Source organism: Streptomyces rugosispiralis (assembly GCF_024505145.1).
GTDB lineage: Bacteria > Actinomycetota > Actinomycetes > Streptomycetales > Streptomycetaceae > Streptomyces > Streptomyces rugosispiralis.
This window is the reverse complement of record NZ_JANIAA010000008.1, coordinates 264,085-287,671: the sequence shown is the minus strand read 5'-3', so window position 1 is coordinate 287,671 and position 23,587 is coordinate 264,085. Positions and strand designations below refer to the sequence as shown.

Sequence of the window (23,587 nt, the reverse complement as noted above, 5' to 3'; positions counted from 1 at the left end):
GCGCCTTACGGGCGGCCTACGGACGCCGTACGGGAGCTGTACGGGTGCTGCGCGCCGTACGGGTGTCGCGGGCGCCTTACGGGTGCCTTACGGGTGCCTTACGGGTGCTGTACGGGTGTTGCGGGTGCCGTACGGGTGCTGTGGGCGCCTTACGGGTGTCGCGGGCGCCTTACGGAGGAAGCCCGTCAGTGATCCCGGCGTGCCACGAAGTCGCACAGCGCGTGCAGAACCCGGGTCGCCGGGCCGTCCGGCAGCCCGTTCGCCGCAGTCCGGGCGCGCAGCAGCCGGGCGTGCATCACCGTGCGCGCCTCCGCCAGCGCCCCGCAGCGATGCAGCAGTGCGACGGCCCTCGGCAGCCCGGCGCCCTCCGGGCCCGCGGTGGCGGCGGTCAGCAGGGTGCGCAACTCACCCGCCTCCGGTCGCTCGTCGGCCAGGGCCAGCAGCACCGGGAGGCTGGCGACCCCGATCGCGAGGTCCTTGCCCTGCTCCTTGCCGGAGACCTCGGAGGTGGAGGTGATGTCGAGGATGTCGTCGGATATCTGGAACGCGATGCCCAGATGTTCCCCGTACTCGGCGAGCGTCTGGACGACATGCTCCGGGGCGCCCGTCCGGACCGCCCCCAGTTGCAGCGCCATGGCGATCAGGGCGGCCGACTTCCCGGCCACCACCGTGAAGTAGTGGGAGAGCGGATCGTCCTCGTCCGAGGGGCCGACGAGTTCCCGTATCTGGCCCATGATCAGACGATTGGTGACCTTGGACTGCAACCGTATGGCCTCCGGGCCGAGTGCCGCGGCGAGCTGGGCCGCCTTCGACAGCAGCCAATTGCCCGCGAGGACGGCGGTGGTGTTGCCCCAGCGGGCGTTGGCGCTGGGGACTCCGCGCCGGGTGCGGGCCTGGTCCATGACGTCGTCGTGGTAGAGCGAGGCGACATGCACCAGCTCGGCCAGGGCGGCGGCCTCCACGGCGGGGGAGGGGTCGGCCAAGGCCGGATCGGTGGCGGCCGGATCGGCGGTGGATCGGTTGGCGCTGGACCGGGCGCGCTCACCGAACTCCGCGCCCACCAGCGCCAGGAGCGGGCGCAGCCGCTTGCCACCGGGGCCGAAGAGATGTCCGGCGACTTCGGCGACACACGGGTCCTGGGCCTCGGCGGCGAGAGCGCGCAGCCGCTCCTCCGAGGCGTCCATTCCGCGCTCCAGCCGGGCCGTGAGCGCGGGGTCGCCGATGGTGAGCTCCATGGCCATGGAGCCCCTGGGCTCGGTTCTGGCGGACGCGACCATGCCGCGGACCGTAGGCGAGAGGCGTCCCGGAACCCCGAATTCCGTCAGGAAGGTGCCATTTCCGCATCCCAGGCCTTTCCCCAGGCCCCCCGGGAACTCCTCGGCGGGTGCCCGCCCCCTGCCGGTACCGTCAAGCTCGTCGACGCCGACCGTGAGCGAGGAGACCAGCGATGAGCAACCCCTTCGAGAACCCCGACGGCCGCTATCTCGTGCTCGTCGACGAGGAAGGGCAGCATTCGCTGTGGCCCGCCTTCGCCGAGGTCCCCGCGGGCTGGACGGTCGCCCACGGCGAGGACGACCGCCAGGCGTGCCTGGACTACGTCAATGAGCACTGGACCGATATGCGCCCCACGAGCCTGATCAACGCGATGGACGGCGCCTCGGCCTGATCAACACGATGGACGGCGCTTCGGCCTGATCAACGCCATGGACCGCGCCTCGGCCTGATCGCGCCCGCACGCGGTTGGCAGTTTCCGGCCGTATCTCTTCCTTTTTGGCGCCGCATGGCCGTAACGCGTGCCTTACGGTCGTCACGATGCTCACGGCGTTACGTTGGCGAGGTGACGGACGCGAACGCCGACCTTCCGGCGACCATGCGGGCATGGGTGGTCCCCGCCCCGGGCCGGATCGAGCAGGTGGAGCTGCCGGTTCCGCGGCCCGCGGAGGACGAGCTGCTGGTCCGGGTCCGGGCCTGTGGCGTCTGTCGCACCGATCTGCATGTCCGCGACGGCGATCTGCCCCCGCACCGCAGCCCCGTCGTCCCCGGCCACGAGGCGGTCGGCGAGGTCGTCGCGGCGGGCTCGCGGGCGCACGGCCCGCGCCCCGGAATCCGGATCGGCGTCCCCTGGCTGCGGCGCACCTGCGGCCGCTGCCGCTACTGCCTCCGGGGCCAGGAGAACCTGTGCCCGTTCTCCGAGTACACCGGCTGGGACGCGGACGGCGGCTACGCCGAGTACGTCACCGTACCGGCGGCCTACGCCTACGAGCTGCCCTCCGGATACCGCGACGAGGAACTCGCCCCGCTGCTGTGCGCCGGGATCATCGGCTACCGCGCGCTGCGCCGGGCCGACCTCCCGCCGGGCGGCCGGCTCGGCATCTACGGCTTCGGCGGCTCGGCACACCTCACCGCCCAGGTCGCCATCGCGCGGGGCGCCGTCGTCCACGTCCTGACCCGCTCGCCCGCCGCCCGCGCGCTCGCCCTGGACCTCGGCGCCGCCTCCGCGAACGACGCCTACGACCGCCCGCCCGAGCCGCTCGACGCCGCCATCCTCTTCGCCCCGGTGGGCGAACTGGTCCCGGTCGCCCTGGAGTCCCTGGACGCGGGCGGCACGCTGAGCATCGCCGGGATCTACCTCACCGACATTCCGTCACTCGACTACGAGCGGCATCTCTTCCGGGAACGCACCGTCCGCAGCGTCACCGCCAACACCCGGGAGGACGGCCGCGAATTCCTCGCCGCGGCCGCCGAGCACCGCATCAGCGCAACGGTCACGCCGTACCCCTTCGACCGGGCCGACGCCGCCCTCGACGACCTCGCCGGCGACCGCGTCAACGGGGTCGCGGTCCTGACGATGCCGCACTAGCGCGATGGCCCTGGGGCTCGGGTCCCGGGCCTGGTCCTGGTCTTGGGCCTGGACCCGGGAAACCTCCGTGCGTCAGGAATTCGACCAGCCGCGGCGGCACAGCACCAGTCGGTAGCCGTCCGGGTCCTCGATGGTGACGCCCCATTCGTTCCAGTACGGATTGGGGGAGGTGACGCGGGTGCCGCCATGCTGGGTGAGGCGGTCCACCAGCTCCTCGGGGACCGGTTCGTCGAGGTAGATCACCAGCAGATCCTCCTCGGTCGGCCGGGGCTCCACGGGGTGGGCCGCTTCATGCACGAGCTCCAGATGCCAGGCGGCGTCCGGCCGGCACACCATCAGCAGATCGTGCTCCCCGGCCCGGTCACCGCCCTCGACCCGGTACACCACGCTCAATCCCAGCCCCGCACACCAGAAGCGCTCCGCCGCCGCGAGGTCGCGTGAGGGGCGGGCGATGCGGATGTGGCTCTGACCGTCGGCGGGCATGGGCGCCTCCTTCGTCGTGGGGGACCGCATCGACTTCGTTGTCGCGGACCGCATCGACTTCGTCGTGGCGGAATACATCGACGGCACCGTGATCGCACCGATCGCCGGGCCGTGCCCCGAGCCTAGGGACGGGCCCGCCGCCGGAGCATCGGCCGCTCGCCGGGCCTTCCCACGGCCGTGGGACCTACGACCGCGGACCGGCCGGACCGGTCACCTCACTCGCGGACCGGTCACACCGCCTCGCGGACCGGTCAGCTCACTCCGGCGACCCTGGACGGTGGCCGAGCGGGCTGATGCGGCGGTACCCCGCCCGGGCGTTGACGACGCGGGCGAGCGCGGTGCCCGCGACGGCCGCCGCCAGGAGGCAGGCGAGCCACCGGGCGTCGCGGTCGCCCGCCCAGGAGAGCCGGCCCGCGGGCGGAATGGCGAAGCCGTTGAGGAACAGCCAGCACAGCGCCGCCGTACCGGGCGCCGCGACAAAGCGTGCGCACAGCCCCAGCAGGGCCGCCAGCAGCGAGAGCGCGACCAGGGCGAACATCGGGCGGCCATGGCCGCCGAGGAAGTTCAGAGCCGCCACCAGTACCAGCGCGCCCAGGGTGGCCCCGCCCCAGATGACGGGGGTGGCGACCGGATCGGGAACTGGCCTGATCCCGGTGCTGAGCCGCCTCCACTCGATCATGGGCACCATCCCTCCTCCGGGCGCCATCCTCTGCTTGGATGGATGGCCACCCCACCCATACGCGGTCGGCATCGTCCCATCGCACCCTCGTACACCTGCCGTCATTACCAATTCTTTGCCATTCGTTAGGGTGGCACAAGAATCGAGCGACGAGAGGGATGATTGTGGGCGCTCCGCGCATGAGCAGTACGCCATTGCCCGGCATCGGGGTTCGCTACGACCTGACGACACGAGAGAGTAGGCGGCTTTCGGTCATCGCGCACCGCGACGGCGGACGGACGCTGAGTGCGTACCGGAGGGAGGATCCCGATGAGTGTGCCCTGTCCACCAGGCTGACTCCAGGGGAAGCGGAGGCACTCGTCGGAGTGCTGATGCCAAGCCATCACAACCCGAACCTGCTGTCCACCACCGAGCTGGGGCTGGTGGCCGAGCGGATCGAGCTGTCGACCACGTCGTACTGGAACGGGCGGGTGCTCGGCGAGACGCGAATGCGGACGGAGACCGGCGCCTCGATCGTGGCCGTGCTGCGCAGGGCGGAGGCCATCCCCTCCCCGACCCCGGACTTCCGGCTGGCCGGTGGGGACGAACTGATCGTGATCGGCACACGCGAGGGCGTGGAGACGGCCGCGGCGATACTAGGGCGGGAGTGACCCATGCATTCGTCTGCCGTCTTTCTGATCGAGTTCGGCGCGGTCATCCTGGGCCTCGGGCTGCTGGGGCGGCTCGCCGGGCGGCTCCAGTTCTCCCCGATCCCGCTGTATCTGCTGGCCGGACTGGCCTTCGGCGAGGGCGGGCTGCTGCCGCTGGGGGCCAGCGAGGAGTTCGTCGCGACCGGCGCCGAGATCGGCGTCATCCTGCTGCTGCTGATGCTCGGGCTGGAGTACACCGCCAGCGACCTGGTCAGCAACCTCAAGACCCAGTACCCGGCCGGACTGGTCGATGCCATGCTCAACGCCCTGCCAGGCGCCATCATGGCCCTGCTGCTGGGGTGGGGGCCGGTGGCGGCCGTCGTGCTGGCCGGAGTCACCTGGATCTCCTCGTCCGGCGTCATCGCCAAGGTGCTCGGCGATCTGGGCCGGCTCGGCAACCGTGAGACCCCGGTGATCCTCAGCATCCTCGTCCTCGAGGATCTGGCGATGGCCGTCTATCTGCCGATCGTCACCGCCCTGCTGGCCGGTGCGGGCCTGGCGGCGGGCAGCGTCACCCTGGCCATCGCCCTCGGCGTGGCCGGTCTGGTGCTGTTCCTGGCCGTCCGCTACGGACGGCATATCTCCCGCTTCGTCTCCAGCGACGATCCCGAGAAGCTGCTGCTGGTGGTGCTCGGGCTGACGCTGCTGGTGGCGGGGATCGCCCAGCAGCTCCAGGTGTCGGCGGCCGTCGGCGCGTTCCTGGTGGGCATCGCCCTGTCCGGGGAGGTCGCCGAGGGGACCCACCTTCTGCTCAGCCCGCTGCGGGATCTGTTCGCCGCCGTGTTCTTCGTCTTCTTCGGCCTGCACACGGATCCGGCCAGCATTCCCCCGGTGCTGCTGCCCGCCATGACGCTGGCGGTCCTCACCGCCGGTACGAAGATCGCCACCGGCTACTGGGCGGCGCGGCGGGCCGGGATCTCGGTCCGGGGCCGCTGGCGGGCGGGCGGCACGCTGGTGGCCCGGGGCGAGTTCTCGATCGTCATCGCCGGGCTCGCCGTCACGGCTGGTATCGAACCGTCGCTCGGCCCGCTGGCCACGGCGTACGTCCTGATCCTGGTCGTCCTGGGGCCGCTCACCGCCCGCTGGACCGAGCCCGTCGCCCGGCGGGTCACGGCCCGGCTGGCGGCGCGCCGTGAGTCCGCTGCCGCGGCGGCGGCCGAGGGCGGGGGCGACGGTGTCGCGGCGGAGCCGCGAGAGACGGTGGACGACCCGGACGCGGTCGGGCGTCGTTCCTAGCCGTTCGCCGGTGTGTAGAGGGAGGGCCGCGGGACGATCCGCGGCCCTCCGTGGCCCTCCGCGGCGCGTAAAGCCTCCGCGGCGTTCAAAGCCTCCGCGGCGCTCCGGGGCTCAGCCTCGGTTTTCCTCCTCGGCCCCCGAGCTCTCCAAGTCTTCTGTGCCCCCTGAATCCCCTAAGCCCTTTAAGCTCTTTAAGCCCTTTAAATCCCCTAAGCCCGCAAAATCATCTAAGCTCGCCAAGTTCCCTGACGCGTCGCCGAGTCCGGCCGCGACCATGCCGCCGCCCACGGCTCCACCAGCCGCCGTACCGACCGTGGCGCCCGCGATGCCCGCGAGGGCCGCACCGGTGCGGCCCTCGCGGGCATCGCGGGCGGTATGCGTGGCGCGGGCTTCGATGAGCGCCCGGATCCAGGAGTCGACCTCACCGGTCCAGTCGCGCCGCCCGGGGCCCTCATGGCCGCTCACGGTGTGGCGGCCCAGGACGCCGGAGCGCCCGCCGCGCTTGTCGGCCTCCAGGACGACCTCCATGCCGTCGGGCCCGGCGAGAAGGGTCAGTGTGATCTCGTTCACGTCGTGGAGGTACTGAGGGGCGGGGGTGAGCTCGATCTCCTGGTGGAAGGGAAGCCGCTGCCCGGTGCCCGCGATATGGGCGAGCCGCAGATCGGCGGCGACGAGGCCGAAGCCGAGCCGCCCCAGCGCCCCCAGCACGGCCTCCTGGACCGGCAGCGGGCGCACGATCAGCGGTTCCGGATCGCCGTGGTCCTTCGCGCCCGCCGCCGCGACCTCGACCCGGACGCCCAGGACGACACCCAGCGGCTGCCCGGACACCTCGGTGAGCGGTGTTTCCCACGGTATGTGAATGGTGAACGGAATGTCTCTGTGCTCTCGCGCGTCGAGCCGGAACCCACCGCCGAGCCGGAGGCGGTCGAAGACCACACCGCCCTCGTGCCCCTCGCCGCCGTGTCCGGCCTCGACCCCGGCGACCAGCTCCAGCGCGAGGTGCTCGAGATCGCAGGCGTCGCCTCCGCCTCGGAGCCGCACCTGCCCCCGCACCACCCCACCGGGGCGCACAGGCTCCCGGTCCAGGATCGTGTCCACGACGGGTCCGCCGACCCCGAGCGAGCCGAGCACTCGTTTGAACACCATCGCGGCGTTCACTCCTTCACTGTCACTGTGATCGTTCTCTGTTCCGTGTGGGGTGCGTTCGTTCCTGAGTTCCGTGGGGGGCATGCGTGGAACGAACGAGAAGGTAAAGGGATTCCCATGTACGGGTCCTGGGGTGGCAAAACTGGCCAGGGGTGGTGCGGCCCAGGTCGCCGACGGGCCCGACGGCCCGGCTCGGGTGCCCACCCGCTTACGGAGAGCTATCTGAATGGGCCCTCCGGCCACGGGGACCCGTAGTTCGCCTGTGCGGAAGCCGGTGCGAAGAGCCGAGCGCGCCCGGGAAGAGCCGAGCACGTCCGCGAAGAGCCGAGCACGTCCGCGAAGAGCCGAGCATGTCCGCGAAGAGCGAGCACGCCCGCCCGGAGCGCGCCCGCCGAGAGCGGAACACGTCCGCCGAGAGCGGAACGCGCCCGCACCGGCACGCCCTCGAATGCGAGGCACTCATCCCAGAGGACGGGAGAATCCGATGTCACGTGTGCGACGGATGAGATCGGCGCTGCTGAGCGCCGTGGCAATCGTCGTGAGCGCGGGAATCCGGCGATGGCGGCGCAGACCGGCCCACGAGCCGCGCCCGGTACGCCGGTGAATGACCCGGCTTCCACGGCGAGTCGGGTCCGAATTGCCATTCCGCTTCGGGTAATGGTGGGCGAATCGATACATCGAATTCGTCGGCCGGTGCCGCCGGTCGCCCACCCCTGCAGACGGCCGAGGAGCGGACACGGACATGGCGACGACAACCAGGCCCGAATATGAAGCTCCCGCCGAACCCACCAAACTCGGCACCATCGTGGTCGACTGGCTCACCACCACGGACCACAAGAAAATCGGACACCTGTACTTGGTGACCGCGTTCGGTTTCTTTCTGATCGGCGGCCTTCTGGCCATGGTCATGCGGGCCGAACTCGCCCGGCCCGGACTGCAATTGATCAGCCCCGAGCAGTACAACCAGGCTTTCACCCTGCACGGCACGCTGATGCTGCTGTTCTTCGCCACGCCGGTCTTCGCCGGATTCGCCAACGAGATCATGCCGCTCCAGATCGGCGCCCCGGATGTCGCCTTTCCCCGGCTGAACATGCTCTCGTACTGGCTCTTCTTCTTCGGCGGGCTGATCGTGATCGGCAGTCTGCTCACCCCCGGCGGCGCGGCGGACTTCGGCTGGACGGCCTATACGCCGCTCAGCAGCAAGGTGCGGACACCGGGCGTGGGCGGCGACATGTGGGTGATGGGCCTCGCCCTCTCCGGCTTCGGGACGATCCTGGGTGCCGTCAACTTCGTCACGACCGTCGTGTGCATGCGCGCCCCGGGAATGACGATGTTCCGGCTGCCCATCTTCACCTGGAACATCCTCTTCACCTCGATCCTGGTGCTGCTCGCCTTTCCCATCCTGGCGGCCGCCCTGCTGGTGCTGGAGGCGGACCGCAAATTCGGCGCGGTCGTCTTCGAGGGGGCCAACGGCGGGCCGGTGCTGTGGCAGCACCTCTTCTGGTTCTTCGGCCACCCCGAGGTCTACATCATCGCCCTGCCGTTCTTCGGCATCATCACCGAAATCATTCCGGTGTTCTCCCGAAAGGTGGTCTTCGGCTATATGGGTCTGGTGGGCGCGACCATCGGCATCACCGGCCTCTCGGCGACGGTGTGGGCCCACCACATGTTCGCCACCGGAGCCGTACTCCTGCCGTTCTTCTCCTTTATGACGTTCCTCATCGCGGTGCCGACCGGGGTGAAGTTCTTCAACTGGATCGGAACCATGTGGCGTGGCTCGCTCTCCTTCGAGACGCCGATGCTGTGGGCCGTCGGCTTCCTGGTCACCTTCCTCTTCGGCGGGCTGACCGGAGCGATCCTGGCCTCGCCTCCGCTGGATTTCGAGGTCCACGACAGCTATTTCGTCGTCGCCCACTTCCACTACGTGGTCTTCGGCACGGTGGTCTTCGCGATGTTCGCCGGATTCTATTTCTGGTGGCCCAAGTTCACCGGCAGGATGCTCGACGAACGCCTCGGCAAGATCCACTTCTGGACCCTGTTCGTCGGCTTCCACACGACCTTCCTGGTCCACCACTGGCTCGGCGTCATCGGCATGCCGCGCCGCTATGTCGACTATCTGGCCGCCGACGGCTTCACCACGCTGAACACGGTCTCCACCATCGGCTCGTTCCTCCTGGGCCTGTCCACGCTGCCGTTCATCTACAACGTGTGGAAAACCGGGAAGTACGGGAAGCGGGTCGAACTCGACGACCCCTGGGGCTGGGGCCGATCCCTCGAATGGGCCACCTCCTGCCCGCCGCCCCGGCACAACTTCCTGACCCTGCCGAAGATCCGATCGGAATCCCCGGCCTTCGACCTCCACCACCCCGAGGTCGCCCCCCGCGAGGTCCTCACCACCGACCGACCGCTCCTCTCCGAGGCACCGGGCCCCGAAACGGGCGACGAGCCCGGGGGCCGCGAGGGCTGACCCTCGCCGTCGCACCAATACCGAGCCTCCGAATAGCGCGAAGACCCCCTCCGCTACGTGCGTAGAGGAGAGGGTCCGGTGCGCCCCCGGCAGGACTCGAACCTGCGGCCAAGCGCTTAGAAGGCGCCTGCTCTATCCACTGAGCTACGGGGGCCGGTGGTGGTCATGGAGCGGGTGAGCCCCCGGTGCCTGCGGGGCCGACGGGGCGGCCGTGGTGCGGGTGGCCGGGCTCGACGGACCGTGACCTTGCCGGGACAAGGATAGGGCTCCTTGCGCCTCGCCCCGGTTGCTTCACCTCCGTGGCACGTTGTGGAGGTTCGGTGAAGCGGTCTGATAATCGCAGGCAGGTCCGAAACTTGCATCGTTTTTCACGCCTCAAGGAACGGGTGTTGTGCACTCGTTATGCCCGCGCCCCTGCTGTCACGTCTGCCTCGTGCTCCTTTTGGGGTGATCCGGGTGGGTCTCTTTGACGCGCACGAGTGAGCATACGCTTCAAAAAGACACCAAAAGCGGGCATTCTTCACCACGTGGCGATCTTGGACGTACGGCCCCGGCTGCTCGACGCGCTGACCTCACTGCGTGACCGTGTCGACGCCGCTCGGTTTCCGCTCCCCCTTCCCGGCGCCGACCGCGCTCGCCGTAGCCGTGCCGAGCTGCTCGCTCAACTGGACGACTACCTCGTGCCCCGGTTGCGCGCCCCCGAAGCGCCCCTCCTGGCGGTAATCGGGGGATCGACGGGAGCGGGCAAGTCGACCCTCGTCAATTCGCTGGTCGGCCGACGCGTCACCGAGGCCGGTGTGTTGCGGCCCACAACGCGTACGCCGGTGCTGGTGTGCCATCCCGACGACCACCCCTGGTTCGCCGGGCAGCGGGTGCTGCCGCGGCTCACCCGGGTGTGGGTGCCGGCGCAGGGGGAGCGGGCGGAGAGCGCGTACGACGAGGAGGGGCGGGCGCAGGAGGGGCCGGCGGCGCTGCGGGTGGAGACCGACCCGGGGCTGGCACGGGGGCTCGCACTGCTCGACGCGCCCGACATCGACTCGCTGGTCGCGCGGAACCGCGATCTGGCCGCGGAACTGATCTGCGCCGCCGACATCTGGGTGCTCGTCACCACCGCCACCCGCTACGGCGACGCCGTCCCCTGGCATCTGCTGCGGACCGCCAAGGAGTACGACGTCACCCTCGTCACCGTCCTCGACCGGGTGCCGCACCAGCTGGCCGCCGAGGTCTCCCGGCAGTACGCCGGGCTCCTTACGGCGGCCGGCCTCGGCGATGTCCCGCGCTTCACCATCCCCGAGCTCCCGGAATCCGCGGGCGGCGGCAGCGGGCTGCTCCCGGCCACCGCCGTCGCCGCCCTGCGGGCCTGGCTCACCCAGCACGCTCAGGATCCGTACGCCCGTACCGTCGCCGCCGCCCGTACGGCCGCCGGGACCCTCGCCTCGCTGCGCGCCCGGATGCCCGCGCTGGCCGGGGCCGCGGCGGCGCAGCACGCGGCCGCGGTGCGGCTGATCCAGCGGGTCGAGGGCGCGTACGGGGAGGCCGGGGAGCGGGTGCGGCGTGAGATCGCGCAGGGCGCGGCGCTCGCGGGTGGCGCGCTCACCCACTGGCACGGCCTGCCGCACGGCAGCGCCCCCGATGAGCTCCTTACGGCGCTCACCGACGCCCTGGCCACCTTGCTGCGCAGCGCGACCGCCATGGCCGACGAACGGCTCGCGGAGGCCGGGAGGCAGGACCCGGCCGCGCGGGCCGGGCTCGCCCCGTGCGACGCGCGGGGCGCCGCCGAGCGGATCGGCGTGGCCGTACGGCACTGGCGGCGCTGCGCCGAGGAGTTGGCCGAGGAGGAGGCCCGGGTCCGGATCGCCGAATGCGGGGGGAGCTGCGAGCCCGAGGAGATCGCCGCTCTGCTCGCCGCTTCCCTCCTGGGCGGACGCCGTGCCCGTAAGGCGGGCGAGAAGCTCGCCGAGACCCTGGGCGCGCATGCGGCGTTGCGCCTGGGCGACCGCGGTGGACGGCTGCTCGACGGCTGTGTCACCCGTGTCATCCGGGCGGAGCGCGACCGCAGGCTCGCCCCTCTGGACGCCCTGGACATGTCCCCGGAACTCCAGGTCGAGCTGATCGCCGCGCTGTCCGTACTGCAGAAGGAGAGGTGACCGCAGGTGACGGCCACGGAGGGCAACGGCGGCAACGAGGGCGGCGGGGGAAACCGGGCGGTGGGGGGCCGCCACACCTGGGACGACGGCCTGATCGCCCGGCGCGTGCACCGCCGGGCCGCCGGGCGCGCCGCGGGCCGCCCGGCCCGAGCGATGGACCAGGGAGCGGCGGAGGAGGCAGCACCGGACATCCCCGGAGCCACGGCGGGCTTCTTCCCGGCGGAGGACTCCGGGCAGCGGTCCTTCGGCGGCCCTCCGTACGCCGTGTACCAGGCCGGCGTCCGCAGCTTCGCCACGGGCACCCTGCGGCCCCGTCTGGAGGCCCTGCGCCAGCTCGTCGGGCTGTCCCGGTCCCGGCTCGAGGGGCGCACGCTCGCCGGTGCCGCGCGGGTGCTCGACGAGGCGGACGCGCGGGGACGGCATCCTTACGGACACACCGTGGTCGCCGTCGCCGGGGCCACCGGAAGCGGTAAGTCGACACTGTTCAACGCCCTCGCCGGAGCCCCCCTCTCCGAGACCGGCATCCGCCGTCCGACCACCGCCACGCCCCTGGCCTGCGCGTGGACCGACCACGCGGATGGCCTGCTGGACCGGCTCGGCATCCCCGCGGTGGACCGGCGCAACCCGGGATATCCGTACGACCCCGCGCTGCGCGGCCTGGTCCTGCTCGATCTGCCCGACCACGACTCGGCCGCCCCGGGCCACCGGGAGCGGGTGGACCGGCTGCTGGGTCTCGTCGACGCGGTGGTGTGGGTCGTGGACCCCGAGAAGTACGCGGACGCGGTCCTCCATGAGCGCTATCTGCGGCCACTCGCCGGATATGCCGAGGTGACCTTCGTCGTGCTCAACCAGGTGGACCGGCTCCCCGGCGAGGCCGCGGACCAAGTGCTGGACGATCTGCGGCGGCTGCTGGACGAGGACGGGCTCGCCCTCGGGGAGCACGGGGAGCCCGGGGCAGCCGTGCTCGCGCTGTCCGCGCTGACCGGCGAGGGCGTCCGGGATCTCCGGGAGATGCTCGCGCGGCTCACGGCTGAGTGCGGGGCGGCCGAGCGCCGGCTTTCGGCGGACGTGGACGGCACGATGACGCGGCTGCGGCCGCAGTATGTGGCGGACAGCGGGCCGGTCGGGCTCACCGAGCGGGCGCGGGCGGAGTTCGAGGACCGGCTGGCCGAGGCGGCGGGCGCGGGCGCGGCGGGGAAGGCGGCCGAGCGCGCCTGGCTGAGGGACGCGGAGTGGGCGTGCGGAACGCCGTGGGGGCGGCTGCGGGGGAGGAAGGGCCGCGTGTCAGGGGGCTCTCGAGGCGGCTCTCGAGGCGGCTCTCAGGGCTCGCGAGCCATGGGGGACGGGGAGTGGATGGAGATCCCGGGCGCGCGGGCGCGCACGCTGGCGGTGGAGGCGGTCACGGCGCGCCCCGCGGTGGAGGAGGCGGTACGGACGCTCGGGGACGAGGCGACGGTCGGGCTGCCCGGTCCGTGGGCCCAGGCTGTCCGGGAGGCGGCGGGGTGGGGCGGCAGAGGGCTGGCGGAGGCGGTCGACGAGGCGGTGGCGGCCGAGACGGCGCACCGGCGGCCGGTCCGGCCCGTGTGGTGGTCGATGGTGGCGGCGGCTCAGGTGACCGTGCTGCTGGCGCAAGTGTTGGGGGCGCTGTGGCTGTTGGGCGCCATGGCCGGGGCGTTCGACGGGGCGGAGTGGTGGATGCCGGCGCTGCTGGTGCTGGGCGGCGCCGCGGTCGGCCCGATGCTGGCCTGGGGCTCCCGGGCGGCCGCACGGGGGCCCGCCCGGCGCCACGCCCGATCGGTGGAGGGCCGCCTGCGGGAGGCGGCGGCCGAGTGCGGGCGCAGACGGGTACTGGAGCCGGTGGAAACGGAACTGGCGCGGTACGGGGAGGTACGCGCGCAGTACGTGGTCGCGGCGGGCGGGGCGTAACGGGCGATCACTCGTCCGGGTGGCCGAGTTATCCACATTCGCGTGGTCGTGCACAGGCCCCGGCGGGGTTTCGTGAGGCCGGGCAGCATGGTCCACGAACGGCGCGGGAGAGCCGCGAAGTGATGGGGGAGGCGTAGCCGGTGAACGAGAGCTGGGTGACCGTGGTGGGGAATGCCGCGACGCGGCCGGACTTCTGGGAGACGGCGGCAGGTGTCGCGGTGGCCCGGTTCCGGCTGGCGGTGACGGTGCGCCGCTGGGACCGGGGGCGGGACGCGTGGGCGGACGCGTACACGAGTTTCTACACGGTCTGGACGTGGCGGTCGCTCGCCGCGAATGTCGCCGGGTCGGTATCGCTCGGTGAACCCCTCGTCGTCCATGGGACGTTACGGGTGTGGGAGCGCGAATGGGACCGGGAGCGGGAGAGGGACCGGCCGCTTCAGGGAGAAGAAGGAGGCGCGGTCATGCCTCCGCCCCCGGCCCCGGGCGGGGATTCCGGTGGCGGGGCGCAGCAGCCCAGGCGCTGGGTCACCGCGGAGATCGACGCGGTGGCGGTCGGACACGATCTCACGCGGGGTACATCCGCATTTCGCCGGGTTTCACAGGCCAAACCGCTTCTAAACACGCCGACCGGGGCAACTTCCCCGTGAGCGGCCATGACCATGGGAGATTTGTCGATAATCCCAGGTCATATGGGATCTGGAGATTAGATAACGATTCCGATTCGGATCGGTTGGGTCTAGGTATTCCCGGGGAGCGTGCGGTTCCTTTCTCCCTAGTATCCCTGCGTGCCCAACGGGGGTTCCTGAGTTTTGAGTTCGCTGGCGAGGCGCACCAACTGACTGGCGCTCGCCCGGAGGGGAAACCATGATTTCTGTAAGGAGGCGGGGCGCTGCCCGCCTTGCGGCCGCCGTTCTGGCGTCCGGTCTGGTCGCGGCGGGCGCGATAGCCACCGCCGGTACCGCCGCCGCCGATGACGTGCCCCCGGGGCAGGGCGGTGCCACCGCCACGCTGGACGGTCTCAAGACGTTCGACAAGGCCATCATCCACGACAACGGCAAGGACCAGCAGGTCGGCGCCGGTCTCTTCGAGATGTCGGTCGACAACGGCGGTTCCATCCAGACGTACTGCATTGATCTACATAACCCGACGCAGAGCAAGGCGAAGTACGAGGAGAAGTCCTGGGCCGAGACGTCCCTGGCGAACAACCCCAACGCGGGCAAGATCAACTGGGTTCTGCAGAACTCCTACCCGCAGGTGAACGACCTCGGCGCGCTGGCGAAGACGGCGGGCACCGGCCCCCTCACCGAGAAGACCGCCGCCGCGGGGACGCAGGTCGCCATCTGGCGCTTCTCCGACAACGCGAAGGTGGACGCGGCCGACCCGCAGGCCGAGAAGCTGGCCGACTACCTGGAGAAGAGCGCGCAGAACCTCCAGGAGCCCAAGGCGTCGCTGAGCCTGGACCCGCCGGCCGTCTCCGGCAAGGCCGGTGAGCGGCTCGGCCCGGTCAAGGTCCACACCAACGCCGACAGCGTCACCCTGGCTCCGGGCACCGAGTCCGCGGGCGGCGGAGTCAAGCTCGTCGACAAGAGCGGCAAGACCATCACCAGTGCCGCCGACGGCGGCGAGGTGTACTTCGACGTCCCGGAGGGCGCGTCGGACGGCTCCGCCACGCTGACCGCCCAGGCCGCCACCAAGGTTCCGGTGGGCCGCGCGTTCGCCAGCGCCACCAAGAGCCAGACGCAGATCCTGGCCGGCTCCAGCGAGAGCACCGTCTCCGCCACCGCCACCGCGAACTGGGCGAAGAAGGGCGCGGTCCCGGCGGTCTCCGCGGAGAAGGACTGTGCCAAGGGCGGCGTGGACATCACGGCCACCAACAAGGGCGACGAGGCGTTCACCTTCGAGCTGCTGGGCCAGAAGTACACCGTCGAGGCGGGTCAGTCGAAGACCGTCACCGCCCCGGTGAAGGAGGACGAGAGCTACAAGTTCACGATCACCGGTCCGAACGGCTTCGAGAAGACCTTCTCCGGCGTTCTCGACTGCAAGACCACCAGCAGCGGCGGCAGCAGCGACACCCCCTCCTCGCAGCCGAGCCCCGCGTCGGCCGGTGGCAGCACCGGTGGTGACACCTCCGGTGGCGACCTCGCCGAGACCGGTAGCAGCAGCAACACCCCGATGATCGCGGGCATCGCCGTGGCGCTGGTCGTGGTCGGCGGCGGCGCGATCTTCTTCGTCCGCAAGAAGAAGGCGCCCGCGGGTGAGTGAACGCCAGGGCGGCGACGCCAGGGCGGCAGTGATCGCTGAGTGAAGCGACGGTCACCGGATGTGGTGATCATCGAAGAACGCGGTGATGGAGGGCCGGAGCCTCGCGGAGGCTCCGGCCCTTCGTGTCACCGGGGGACGGCGAACGCGGGACCCATGCCGCACGCGGGACCAAACGGGTTTCCGCCTCGGGCGGGCTGTACGGCAAGATGGCTGTATCTGCCCTCACGCGGTGGAGCCGCCACGGATATGGACACCGCGGCGGAGCCGCACCTCGATACCTACCAGATTGCCGGACGGTTTCTCTTGGCTGAGTTCATCTACACCATGCGCAAGACGCGCAAGGCGCACGGCGACAAGGTGATCCTCGACGATGTCACGCTGAGCTTTCTGCCCGGCGCGAAAATCGGTGTCGTGGGCCCCAACGGCGCCGGTAAGTCGACGGTGCTGAAGATCATGGCGGGCCTGGAGCAGCCGTCCAATGGTGACGCCTTCCTCTCACCCGGCTACAGCGTCGGCATCCTGCTCCAGGAGCCCCCGCTGGACGAGTCCAAGACCGTGCTGGAGAACGTCCAGGACGGCGTGGCGGTCACCAAGGGCAAGCTGGACCGCTTCAACGAGATCGCCGAGCAGATGGCGACCGACTACAGCGACGAGCTGCTGGAGGAGATGGGCAAGCTCCAGGAGGACCTGGACCACGCCAACGCCTGGGACCTGGACGCCCAGCTCGAGCAGGCCATGGACGCCCTCGGCTGCCCGCCCGGCGACTGGCCGGTCACCACCCTCTCCGGTGGTGAGAAGCGCCGCGTCGCGCTCTGCAAGCTGCTGCTCGAGGCCCCCGACCTGCTGCTGCTGGACGAGCCCACCAACCACCTCGACGCCGAGTCCGTCAACTGGCTGGAGCAGCACCTCGCCAAGTACGCGGGCACCGTCGTGGCCATCACCCACGACCGGTACTTCCTGGACAACGTCGCCGAGTGGATCCTGGAGCTCGACCGCGGCCGCGCCATCGGTTACGAGGGCAACTACTCCACCTACCTGGAGAAGAAGCAGGCCCGTCTGAAGGTCGAGGGCCAGAAGGACGCCAAGCGCGCCAAGCGCCTCAAGGAGGAGCTGGACTGGGTCCGCTCCAACGCCAAGGGCCGCCAGGCCAAGTCCCGGGCCCGGCTGACCCGTTACGAGGAGATGGCCGCCGAGGCCGAGAAGACCCGGAAGCTGGACTTCGAGGAGATCCAGATCCCGCCGGGCCCGCGCCTGGGCAATGTCGTGGTCGAGGTAAAGAACCTCTCCAAGGCGTTCGGCGAGAAGGTCCTGATCGACGATCTCTCCTTCACCCTCCCGCGGAACGGCATCGTCGGCGTCATCGGCCCCAACGGCGCAGGTAAGACCACGCTGTTCAAGATGATCCAGGGACTGGAGACCGCCGACGCGGGCAGCATCAAGGTCGGCGAGACCGTCAAGATCTCCTACGTCGACCAGAGCCGCGCCAACATCGACCCCAAGAAGACGCTGTGGGCGGTCGTCTCCGACGAGCTCGACTACATCAACGTCGGCCAGGTCGAGATGCCCTCCCGCGCCTATGTCTCCGCCTTCGGCTTCAAGGGCCCGGACCAGCAGAAGCCGGCCGGGGTGCTCTCGGGCGGTGAGCGCAACCGCCTCAACCTCGCGCTCACCCTCAAGCAGGGCGGCAATCTGCTGCTCCTCGACGAGCCCACCAACGACCTCGACGTGGAGACCCTCTCCTCGCTGGAGAACGCGCTGCTCGACTTCCCCGGCTGCGCCGTGGTCGTCTCCCACGACCGCTGGTTCCTCGACCGCGTCGCCACCCACATCCTGGCGTACGAGGGCGAGTCCAAGTGGTTCTGGTTCGAGGGCAACTTCGAGTCGTACGAGAAGAACAAGGTCGAGCGGCTCGGCCCGGACGCGGCCCGTCCGCACCGCGCCACCTACAAGAAGCTGACCCGGGGCTGAGTGGATGGCGCGCCATATCTACCCCTGTCCCCTGCGCTGGTCCGACATGGACGCGTTCGGCCACGTCAACAACGTGACCTTCCTCCGCTATCTGGAGGAGGCCCGGGTCGACTTCATGTGGCGGCTGGCGCCGGGGAACGGGAGCGACGCGTTCACCGGCGGCGTGGTCGTGGCCCGGCACGAGATCGACTATCTGAAGCCCCTCGTCCACCGGCACCGTCCGGTGACGATCGAGACCTGGGTGACGGAGATCAAGGCCGCGTATCTCACCCTGCGCTATGAGATCAAGGACGAGGACGCCCTGTATGTGCGTGCCGCCACCCGCATCGTGCCCTACGACCTCGACCAGGGCCGCCCGCGCCGGGTCACCCCGGAAGAGGAGAAGTTCCTGACCGAGTACCTGGAGCCGGACCCGGTGAAGAAGGGCGCCGCCAAGAAGGCGTCCAAGGCGCCCGAGGCGGCCACGGAGCCCGCCGGATCCGCCGATGGCGCCGAGCGGGCGGAGGGGGCCGTCTCGGTATGACGGCCTCCAGCCAGGAGCTCCACTTCGCCGACGCCGGGGAGGCGGCCGATCTCGCCGCCTTCCTGGCCCGGCTGATCCACTACGACCGGGCGGCGGCGGTGCGGCTGCAGGCGGGCGGCGGTGTGCTCGCCGTCTTCGGCCGGCCGCCGTCCTTCGAGGTCCTCGCGATCCGTACGGCGCGGCTCGAGGCGATCGTCAGCACCGAGGCCGCGTCGGCCGCGTCGGACACGTCGGCCGGGGCGGGCGCCCTGGACGCGACCGTCTCGGCGGGCGAGTTCGCGGACGCGCTGGACACGGCGCGGGCCGAGCGGACCACCGACGGTTCCGAAGGCCGCGTCCGGGGCCTGGTGGTCCCGGTGCCGCAGGCCGTCACCGGGCCGCCATGGGCCGGGGTGCTGCCGCCGCGCGGCGGCTGGCGCCGGGTGAACGGGCTGCCGGGCGTGGACGAGGTGCGCGGGGCGGTCGCCGCCGCCGTCGCCGAGTTCCGGGCCCGTGACGCGGCGCTCCCCGAGGAGGGCCGTACGCGCGCCGAGCGCGACCGCATCGGCCATGAGATCTGGTCCCGCACCCTCGGCGACACCGGGCTTCCGCTGCGCGCCGTGCACGCCGCGCAGTCGCTGGGCTTCCTGCGCCCGGTCCGGGCGGCGGCACCGGCCGCCACCGCCCACGGGAGCGGCGTGGCCACCGCCGCGCCCGAGCCCCTGGCGCTGCTCGCCGCGGGCGGCTGGCTACGGCTGCGCACGCCGTACGGTTCGATCGCGGTGCGTACATCGGGTGTGTCCAGCGGCCTGTCCGGGCTGTCCGTCACGCCCGCCTGAGCCCGCCGGGGCGGCCCTCCACGGCAGCCCGCTGTTCAGCCCCCGGGTCCCCCGGGGGGCGACCCGCCGGGTCAGCCCTCCGTGTTGATCATGGAGGCGGCGGCGTAGGTGAGGTAGTGCCACAGCTGGCGCTCGAGCTCCGGGGCCAGCTCCAGCTCGTCCACCGCGTCGCGCATATGGCGCAGCCAGGCGTCATGGGCTGCGCGGTTCACGGTGAAGGGGGCGTGGCGCATGCGGAGCCGGGGGTGGCCGCGGTTGTCGCTGTAGGTGCGGGGGCCGCCCCAGTACTGCATCAGGAAGAGTGCGAGCCGCTCCTCGGCCGGTCCCAGGTCCTCCTCGGGGTACATCGGCCGGAGCAGCGGGTCCTCCGCGACCCCCTGGTAGAAGCGGTGGACCAGGCGCCGGAAGGTCTGCTCGCCACCGACCTGCTCGTAGAAGGTCTGCTCCTGAAGTGTGCCTCGCGGAATCTCTTTCACGCCTCCATGCTCTCAGACGCCCCCGTCCGGAAAAGGGGGCGTGGGTCGCGGCCGGGGGCCGGGCGCAGGAGAGTGGAGTCATGGGCAGCACGGGCGGGAGTACGCGCAGTGCGCCGGACGCCGCGGAGCGTGTGGCGCGGCGGAGGCCTGCGGGCCGGGAGGCCGATGGGCACGCCGAGGAGGCCGCGGCGCTGCGGACCGGGCTGGTCCGGGGGATCGTGGCGGGCGGCGGACTCACCGACCCCGCCTGGCGGGCGGCCTTCGAGGAGGTGCCGCGCCATCTCTTCGTGCCCTACTACTACGAGGCCGGGGACGCGGCCGCGGCGGCCGCACCGCAGGACACCAGGACAACACGGGCAGGAGAGGTGAGCGCGGCGCACGGGACGGTCGGCTACACCCGGCTGTGGCGCGACGACCCCCACCCGCTGCGCCGGGCCCGCTGGCTGGCCGGCGCCTACGCGGACGCCCCGCTCGCCACCCGGGTGCGCGACGGTGAGCTGATCACCTCCAGCAGCCAGCCGTCGCTGATGGCCCGGATGCTCCAGGCGCTCCGGGTGCGGGACGGGGACCGGGTGCTGGAGATCGGCGCGGGCACCGGCTACAACGCCGCGCTGCTGGCCCATCGGCTCGGCGACGCCCACGTCACCACCCTCGACCTCGACCCGGAGATCACCGAGGCCGCCCGCAACCATCTGGCCGCGGCCGGATTCCGCCCCGCGGTCGTCACCGGCGACGGGGCGCGCGGCTGTCCGCTGCACGCCCCCTACGACCGGATCATCGCCACCTGCGCCGTGGCGTCGATCCCGTCCGCATGGCTCGGCCAGTGCCGGCCGGACGCGCTGATCCTGACGCCGCTCGGGACCGGGCTGATCGCCCTGCGGGTCGCCGACGCCCGCCATGCCGAGGGTCACTTCCTGGCCATCCCCGCGTACTTCGTCCCGCTGCGCGGCGGCGGCCCGCCGACTCAGGTGCCCACCCACGGGCTGCCGTCCCGGCCGCTGCTGGACGACTCCTTCCGCTTCCTGCTGAACATGGCCGCGGGCCATATGGAGCCGGTCGAAGCCCTCGCGCTGTGGGAGCACGAGGGCAGGCCAGGGCGGGAGCGCTACGGGGTGACGGTGCGGGGCGAGCGCCAATGGGCCTGGCTGGACGATCCGGAGGGCGCCTACGGCTGGCCGCTGGGCCCTCCCGGCCGTCCTGAGCCCTTCGGGGGTCTCAGCCCCGTCGCACCGTGATCGTCGTCCAGGCGCCGACGTGGACGCGGTCGCCCTCCCGGAGCGGCACCGGTACGAACGGCTGGATCGGCTCCTCGCCGCCGTTGATCGTGGTCCCGTTGGTCGAGTCCTGGTCGACGACCGCCCAGACGCCGTCCTGCTGCTGGACGAGGAGCGCGTGCTGGTGCGAGACGCCCGGGTCCTCGGGCGGCCGCCCGAGGTCGATGTCGGGAGCCTCACCGGTGCTGTGGCGGCGCCGGCCGATGGTGATCTGGTGGCCGTTGAGCGGGAGCTGCTGCTCGGGGGAGTAGGCCGGGAGGTTCAGCCCGGCGGCCTCCGGGCCGCTGCGGTTCATCATCGCCATGAAGTACTCACGGTCCGGGGCGACGACGGCTATCCAGTTGCCGGGCGCCTGCACCGGGGCCCCGCCCTGGCCGAACTGGGCGCCGCCGGGGTGCTGCTGCTGCGGGGCACCGGGGTGCTGCTGCTGGGGTGGCTGGTGGCCCGGCCCCTGCTGCTGGGGCGGCGGGGCGTACCCCTCGTTCCCGTACGGCTGGGCGGGGGGCGCCTCGTTCCCGTACGGCTGGGCCGGGGGCGCCGGGGCCTGGGGGTAGCCGTAGCCGTACTGCGGGGCCTGGGGCGCGCCGTGGCCCGGGACGCCCTGCTGCGGGGCGCCGTGCGGGGGCGTGCCCGGGTGCGGTGCGCCCCCCTGCGGCGGCGGAAGCGTCCAGTCGCTGTCGCCGCCGAAGCCGGGGGGCTGACCGCCGCCCTGCGCCGGGTGCGGGCCCTGCGGCCCCCCGGGGCCGGGCTGCGGCGGACCGGGCTGCGGCGGCGGCGCGTATCCGCCCTGCGGCGGGCCGTACGGAGACGGCGCGTGCGTCTGGAAGTTGAAGCGGCACTCTTCGCAGAACGGGGCCTGCGCCTCACGCGGCGTACGGCACTGCGGGCACAGCTCCTGCTGCTGTGCCGGATAGCCGTAGCCCCCCGCGCCGCCGGGCGGCGGTGGGCCGCCCGGCCCGGGACTCCCGTAGCCACCCGGTGGCACGGGAACACCGGGCCCGTTCGGCGTGGGTGGAGGTGGCGGGACGGCGCCGGAGGGCATGGGTGTCCCCGACATCCGGTGCCCACACACCTCGCACCAGTCGTCGGCCGCCGATTGGTGGCCGTTGGGACAGGTCGGCATGTCGGATCCCCCTCTGTGGCGTTCTTGGCGTTTCTGCCGAGAAGAGCTACGTGAGTGCTGGTTATGTGCTACTTCTTGACGCGAACTGTCTTGGTGGAGCGCGTTTCGAGTGTCATCTCGTCCGCCTCCGCGACCTTCGCCTTCAGTCGCACAGTACCTGCCGCCACATCGAGCACGTCCACCACCTTCGCAAGCAGTTTCGCCGTGTCTTCGTTCCCCGATGCGGCCGCCAGCTGTACGGCACGCCCCAGCTTCGCGGTCGCTTGTTCGGCATCGCCGGACTTGCGGGCATTCATGCCCTGTTTGATGGCCTGTGCCAGTTCGGCCTGGCCCGTATAGTGCGCCACCTGCGGATTCATCGCGGTGGAGACGGCCAGATCATCGGTCCACACCGCGCGCACCAGCCCCTGCGCCAGAGGGCTCGGCGGGCTGCCGACCCCCTCGGGCGCCGGCTGAACCAGGGAGATCCTGGCCGCGAGCATCTCCTGGCCGACCTCGGCCGCCGGAACCCGCACACACACGTGGTAGTCACGGGACTCATCGCCCCAGGACCCGGTGGGGTAGTCGCCCGCGCGCGGGCCGGCCTCGACGCGCCGGGCGGTCAGATCCTCCACCGTCGGCGCGACCTGTTTCACATACGCCACCTCGGCGCCCTTGGGGGTCCACAGCCGGAGGCCGACGTCGGCGATCTCCTTGCCCATCGCCGTCTCCATCATCCGCGTGAAGTCCGCGGCGAGCCCGGCGGGATCGGCCACGATGTCCGCCGTTCCGAGCAGGGCGGCGGCGATCCCGGTGACCTCCTCGACCTCCCAGTCCGTGCCCACTCCGCGGGCGTCGCAGGTGAAGCGGCCCGCGCAGGCGTCGAGCACGGTCCTCAGCCGCTGCGGCTCCTCGTGCTCGTTCCGCCCGTCGGTGAGCAGGATGCAGTGCCGTATCTCGGCGTCGGTGGAGTCGAACAGCAGGTCGGCCTGGAGCAGCCAGGTGCCGATCGCGGTGCCGCCGCCCGGACTCAGGCTCCGCAGCGCGTCCTTGGCCTGGGCGCGGGTGAGCGGATCGGCGGTGGCCAACTGCCCGTTGCCGGGGAAGACCTCGACCGCCTTGTGGGTGCCCGCCACCACGGAGAAGGCCACGCCGTCGCGCACCGTGTCGATCGCTGCGGCGGTCGCGTCCCGCGCGTGGCGCATCTTCGTCGGCGGATAGTCCATCGAGCCGGAGCAGTCCACCATGATCACAACGGCCGCGCGGGCGGAGCCGCCGCCCCGGCCGGACGCGCTGTCGTACGCACCGGGAGCGTCCTGGTACGCGCTGGGAGCGTGCTGGTACCTACCAGGAGCGTCCTGGTACGCGCCGGGGGCGGGTATCGGCGGCCCTGCCGGGGCCCCGCCGCCGGCCGAGGTGACGGTGATGATCGCGTTCACCTCGCGGCCTCCCTCGGGGAGGTACTCGTTCTGGTGGACCTCGACCGAGAACCGCGGCGCATCGGGCGTGGAGAAGTGGGCCATGTCATCCG

20 protein-coding genes and 1 tRNA gene are annotated in these 23,587 nt (G+C 71.6%); 13 read left to right on the top strand and 8 right to left on the bottom strand.

Translation table 11 applies throughout. From position 1 onward, the window contains the following. Nucleotides 1-185: 185 nt before the first annotated feature. Entirely contained in the window at nucleotides 186-1,277 is a 1,092-nt protein-coding gene (locus NP777_RS16455) for a polyprenyl synthetase family protein (RefSeq protein WP_256650880.1), read from the bottom strand. 170 nt (nucleotides 1,278-1,447) lie between these two features. On the opposite strand from NP777_RS16455, the gene NP777_RS16450 reads away from it, so the two are divergent. Both NP777_RS16450 and NP777_RS16445 read left to right on the top strand, forming a co-directional pair. Further along, nucleotides 1,448-1,666 carry an MbtH family protein gene (locus NP777_RS16450; protein WP_256650879.1) on the top strand — a complete coding sequence of 73 codons (219 nt, stop codon included), beginning with the start codon at nucleotides 1,448-1,450 and terminating at the stop codon, nucleotides 1,664-1,666. A gap of 204 nt (nucleotides 1,667-1,870) precedes the next feature. Continuing rightward, nucleotides 1,871-2,860, top strand: coding sequence for a zinc-binding alcohol dehydrogenase family protein (locus tag NP777_RS16445; protein ID WP_256650917.1), 990 nt, complete (start codon nucleotides 1,871-1,873; stop codon nucleotides 2,858-2,860). Between the two features lie 72 nt (nucleotides 2,861-2,932). Here NP777_RS16445 and NP777_RS16440 read toward each other — a convergent pair whose 3' ends face one another. Both NP777_RS16440 and NP777_RS16435 read right to left on the bottom strand, forming a co-directional pair. Next, the gene (locus tag NP777_RS16440; protein ID WP_256650878.1) at nucleotides 2,933-3,343 is read right to left on the bottom strand and encodes a VOC family protein; all 411 of its coding nucleotides are present in this window, start codon (nucleotides 3,341-3,343) and stop codon (nucleotides 2,933-2,935) included. A 256-nt stretch (nucleotides 3,344-3,599) separates the two neighbouring features. After that, complete coding sequence (locus NP777_RS16435) at nucleotides 3,600-4,022, bottom strand: hypothetical protein (protein WP_256650877.1); 423 nt, start codon at nucleotides 4,020-4,022, stop codon at nucleotides 3,600-3,602. A gap of 179 nt (nucleotides 4,023-4,201) precedes the next feature. Here NP777_RS16435 and NP777_RS16430 point away from each other — a divergent pair, with 179 nt between their 5' ends. Both NP777_RS16430 and NP777_RS16425 read left to right on the top strand, forming a co-directional pair. Next, entirely contained in the window at nucleotides 4,202-4,672 is a 471-nt protein-coding gene (locus tag NP777_RS16430; RefSeq protein ID WP_256650876.1) for a cation:proton antiporter regulatory subunit, read from the top strand. A 3-nt stretch (nucleotides 4,673-4,675) separates the two neighbouring features. Continuing rightward, nucleotides 4,676-5,947 carry a cation:proton antiporter gene (locus NP777_RS16425; RefSeq protein WP_256650875.1) on the top strand — a complete coding sequence of 424 codons (1,272 nt, stop codon included), beginning with the start codon at nucleotides 4,676-4,678 and terminating at the stop codon, nucleotides 5,945-5,947. Between the two features lie 111 nt (nucleotides 5,948-6,058). Here NP777_RS16425 and NP777_RS16420 read toward each other — a convergent pair whose 3' ends face one another. Continuing rightward, nucleotides 6,059-7,093, bottom strand: a complete 1,035-nt coding sequence (locus NP777_RS16420) for a sporulation protein (RefSeq protein ID WP_256650874.1) — start codon at nucleotides 7,091-7,093, stop codon at nucleotides 6,059-6,061. Nucleotides 7,094-7,835: 742 nt separating this feature from the next. Between NP777_RS16420 and ctaD the strand changes: the two genes are divergently transcribed. Next, nucleotides 7,836-9,560, top strand: a complete 1,725-nt coding sequence (ctaD, locus tag NP777_RS16415) for an aa3-type cytochrome oxidase subunit I (RefSeq protein ID WP_256650873.1) — start codon at nucleotides 7,836-7,838, stop codon at nucleotides 9,558-9,560. 81 nt (nucleotides 9,561-9,641) lie between these two features. Here the strand turns inward: ctaD and NP777_RS16410 are convergent. Continuing rightward, nucleotides 9,642-9,714 (bottom strand) — tRNA-Arg (locus tag NP777_RS16410). 382 nt (nucleotides 9,715-10,096) lie between these two features. Between NP777_RS16410 and NP777_RS16405 the strand changes: the two genes are divergently transcribed. From NP777_RS16405 to NP777_RS16375, 7 genes are all read left to right on the top strand, one after another. Continuing rightward, nucleotides 10,097-11,707, top strand: coding sequence for a dynamin family protein (locus NP777_RS16405; RefSeq protein ID WP_256650916.1), 1,611 nt, complete (start codon nucleotides 10,097-10,099; stop codon nucleotides 11,705-11,707). A gap of 6 nt (nucleotides 11,708-11,713) precedes the next feature. Continuing rightward, nucleotides 11,714-13,633 carry a GTPase gene (locus tag NP777_RS16400; protein ID WP_256650872.1) on the top strand — a complete coding sequence of 640 codons (1,920 nt, stop codon included), beginning with the start codon at nucleotides 11,714-11,716 and terminating at the stop codon, nucleotides 13,631-13,633. A 140-nt stretch (nucleotides 13,634-13,773) separates the two neighbouring features. Next, entirely contained in the window at nucleotides 13,774-14,280 is a 507-nt protein-coding gene (locus NP777_RS16395) for a single-stranded DNA-binding protein (protein ID WP_256650871.1), read from the top strand. Nucleotides 14,281-14,497: 217 nt separating this feature from the next. Beyond that, complete coding sequence (locus NP777_RS16390; RefSeq protein WP_256650870.1) at nucleotides 14,498-15,895, top strand: Cys-Gln thioester bond-forming surface protein; 1,398 nt, start codon at nucleotides 14,498-14,500, stop codon at nucleotides 15,893-15,895. 303 nt (nucleotides 15,896-16,198) lie between these two features. Continuing rightward, nucleotides 16,199-17,863, top strand: a complete 1,665-nt coding sequence (ettA, locus tag NP777_RS16385; protein WP_256650915.1) for an energy-dependent translational throttle protein EttA — start codon at nucleotides 16,199-16,201, stop codon at nucleotides 17,861-17,863. A gap of 4 nt (nucleotides 17,864-17,867) precedes the next feature. After that, a complete protein-coding gene (locus NP777_RS16380) occupies nucleotides 17,868-18,386 on the top strand; it encodes an acyl-CoA thioesterase (protein WP_256650869.1) in 519 nt (172 codons plus the stop codon). Then, nucleotides 18,383-19,204, top strand: a complete 822-nt coding sequence (locus NP777_RS16375) for a hypothetical protein (protein WP_256650868.1) — start codon at nucleotides 18,383-18,385, stop codon at nucleotides 19,202-19,204. Before NP777_RS16380 ends, NP777_RS16375 begins: the two co-directional genes overlap by 4 nt. 71 nt (nucleotides 19,205-19,275) lie before the next feature. Here the strand turns inward: NP777_RS16375 and NP777_RS16370 are convergent, their stop codons facing one another. Further along, nucleotides 19,276-19,680, bottom strand: a complete 405-nt coding sequence (locus tag NP777_RS16370) for a globin (protein WP_256650867.1) — start codon at nucleotides 19,678-19,680, stop codon at nucleotides 19,276-19,278. 80 nt (nucleotides 19,681-19,760) lie between these two features. Between NP777_RS16370 and NP777_RS16365 the strand changes: the two genes are divergently transcribed. Further along, on the top strand, nucleotides 19,761-20,915 hold the full coding sequence (locus NP777_RS16365) for a methyltransferase domain-containing protein (protein WP_256650866.1): 1,155 nt from the start codon (nucleotides 19,761-19,763) through the stop codon (nucleotides 20,913-20,915). Here NP777_RS16365 and NP777_RS16360 read toward each other — a convergent pair. Together NP777_RS16360 and NP777_RS16355 are read right to left on the bottom strand one after the other, a co-directional pair. Further along, on the bottom strand, nucleotides 20,896-22,077 hold the full coding sequence (locus NP777_RS16360) for an FHA domain-containing protein (protein WP_256650865.1): 1,182 nt from the start codon (nucleotides 22,075-22,077) through the stop codon (nucleotides 20,896-20,898). The two genes, NP777_RS16365 and NP777_RS16360, sit on opposite strands and share 20 nt — an antisense overlap. Before the next feature lie 68 nt (nucleotides 22,078-22,145). Beyond that, nucleotides 22,146-23,579 (bottom strand): vWA domain-containing protein, encoded by a 1,434-nt coding sequence (locus NP777_RS16355; RefSeq protein ID WP_256650864.1) that lies wholly within the window; start codon nucleotides 23,577-23,579, stop codon nucleotides 22,146-22,148. Between the last annotated feature and the right edge of the window lie 8 nt (nucleotides 23,580-23,587).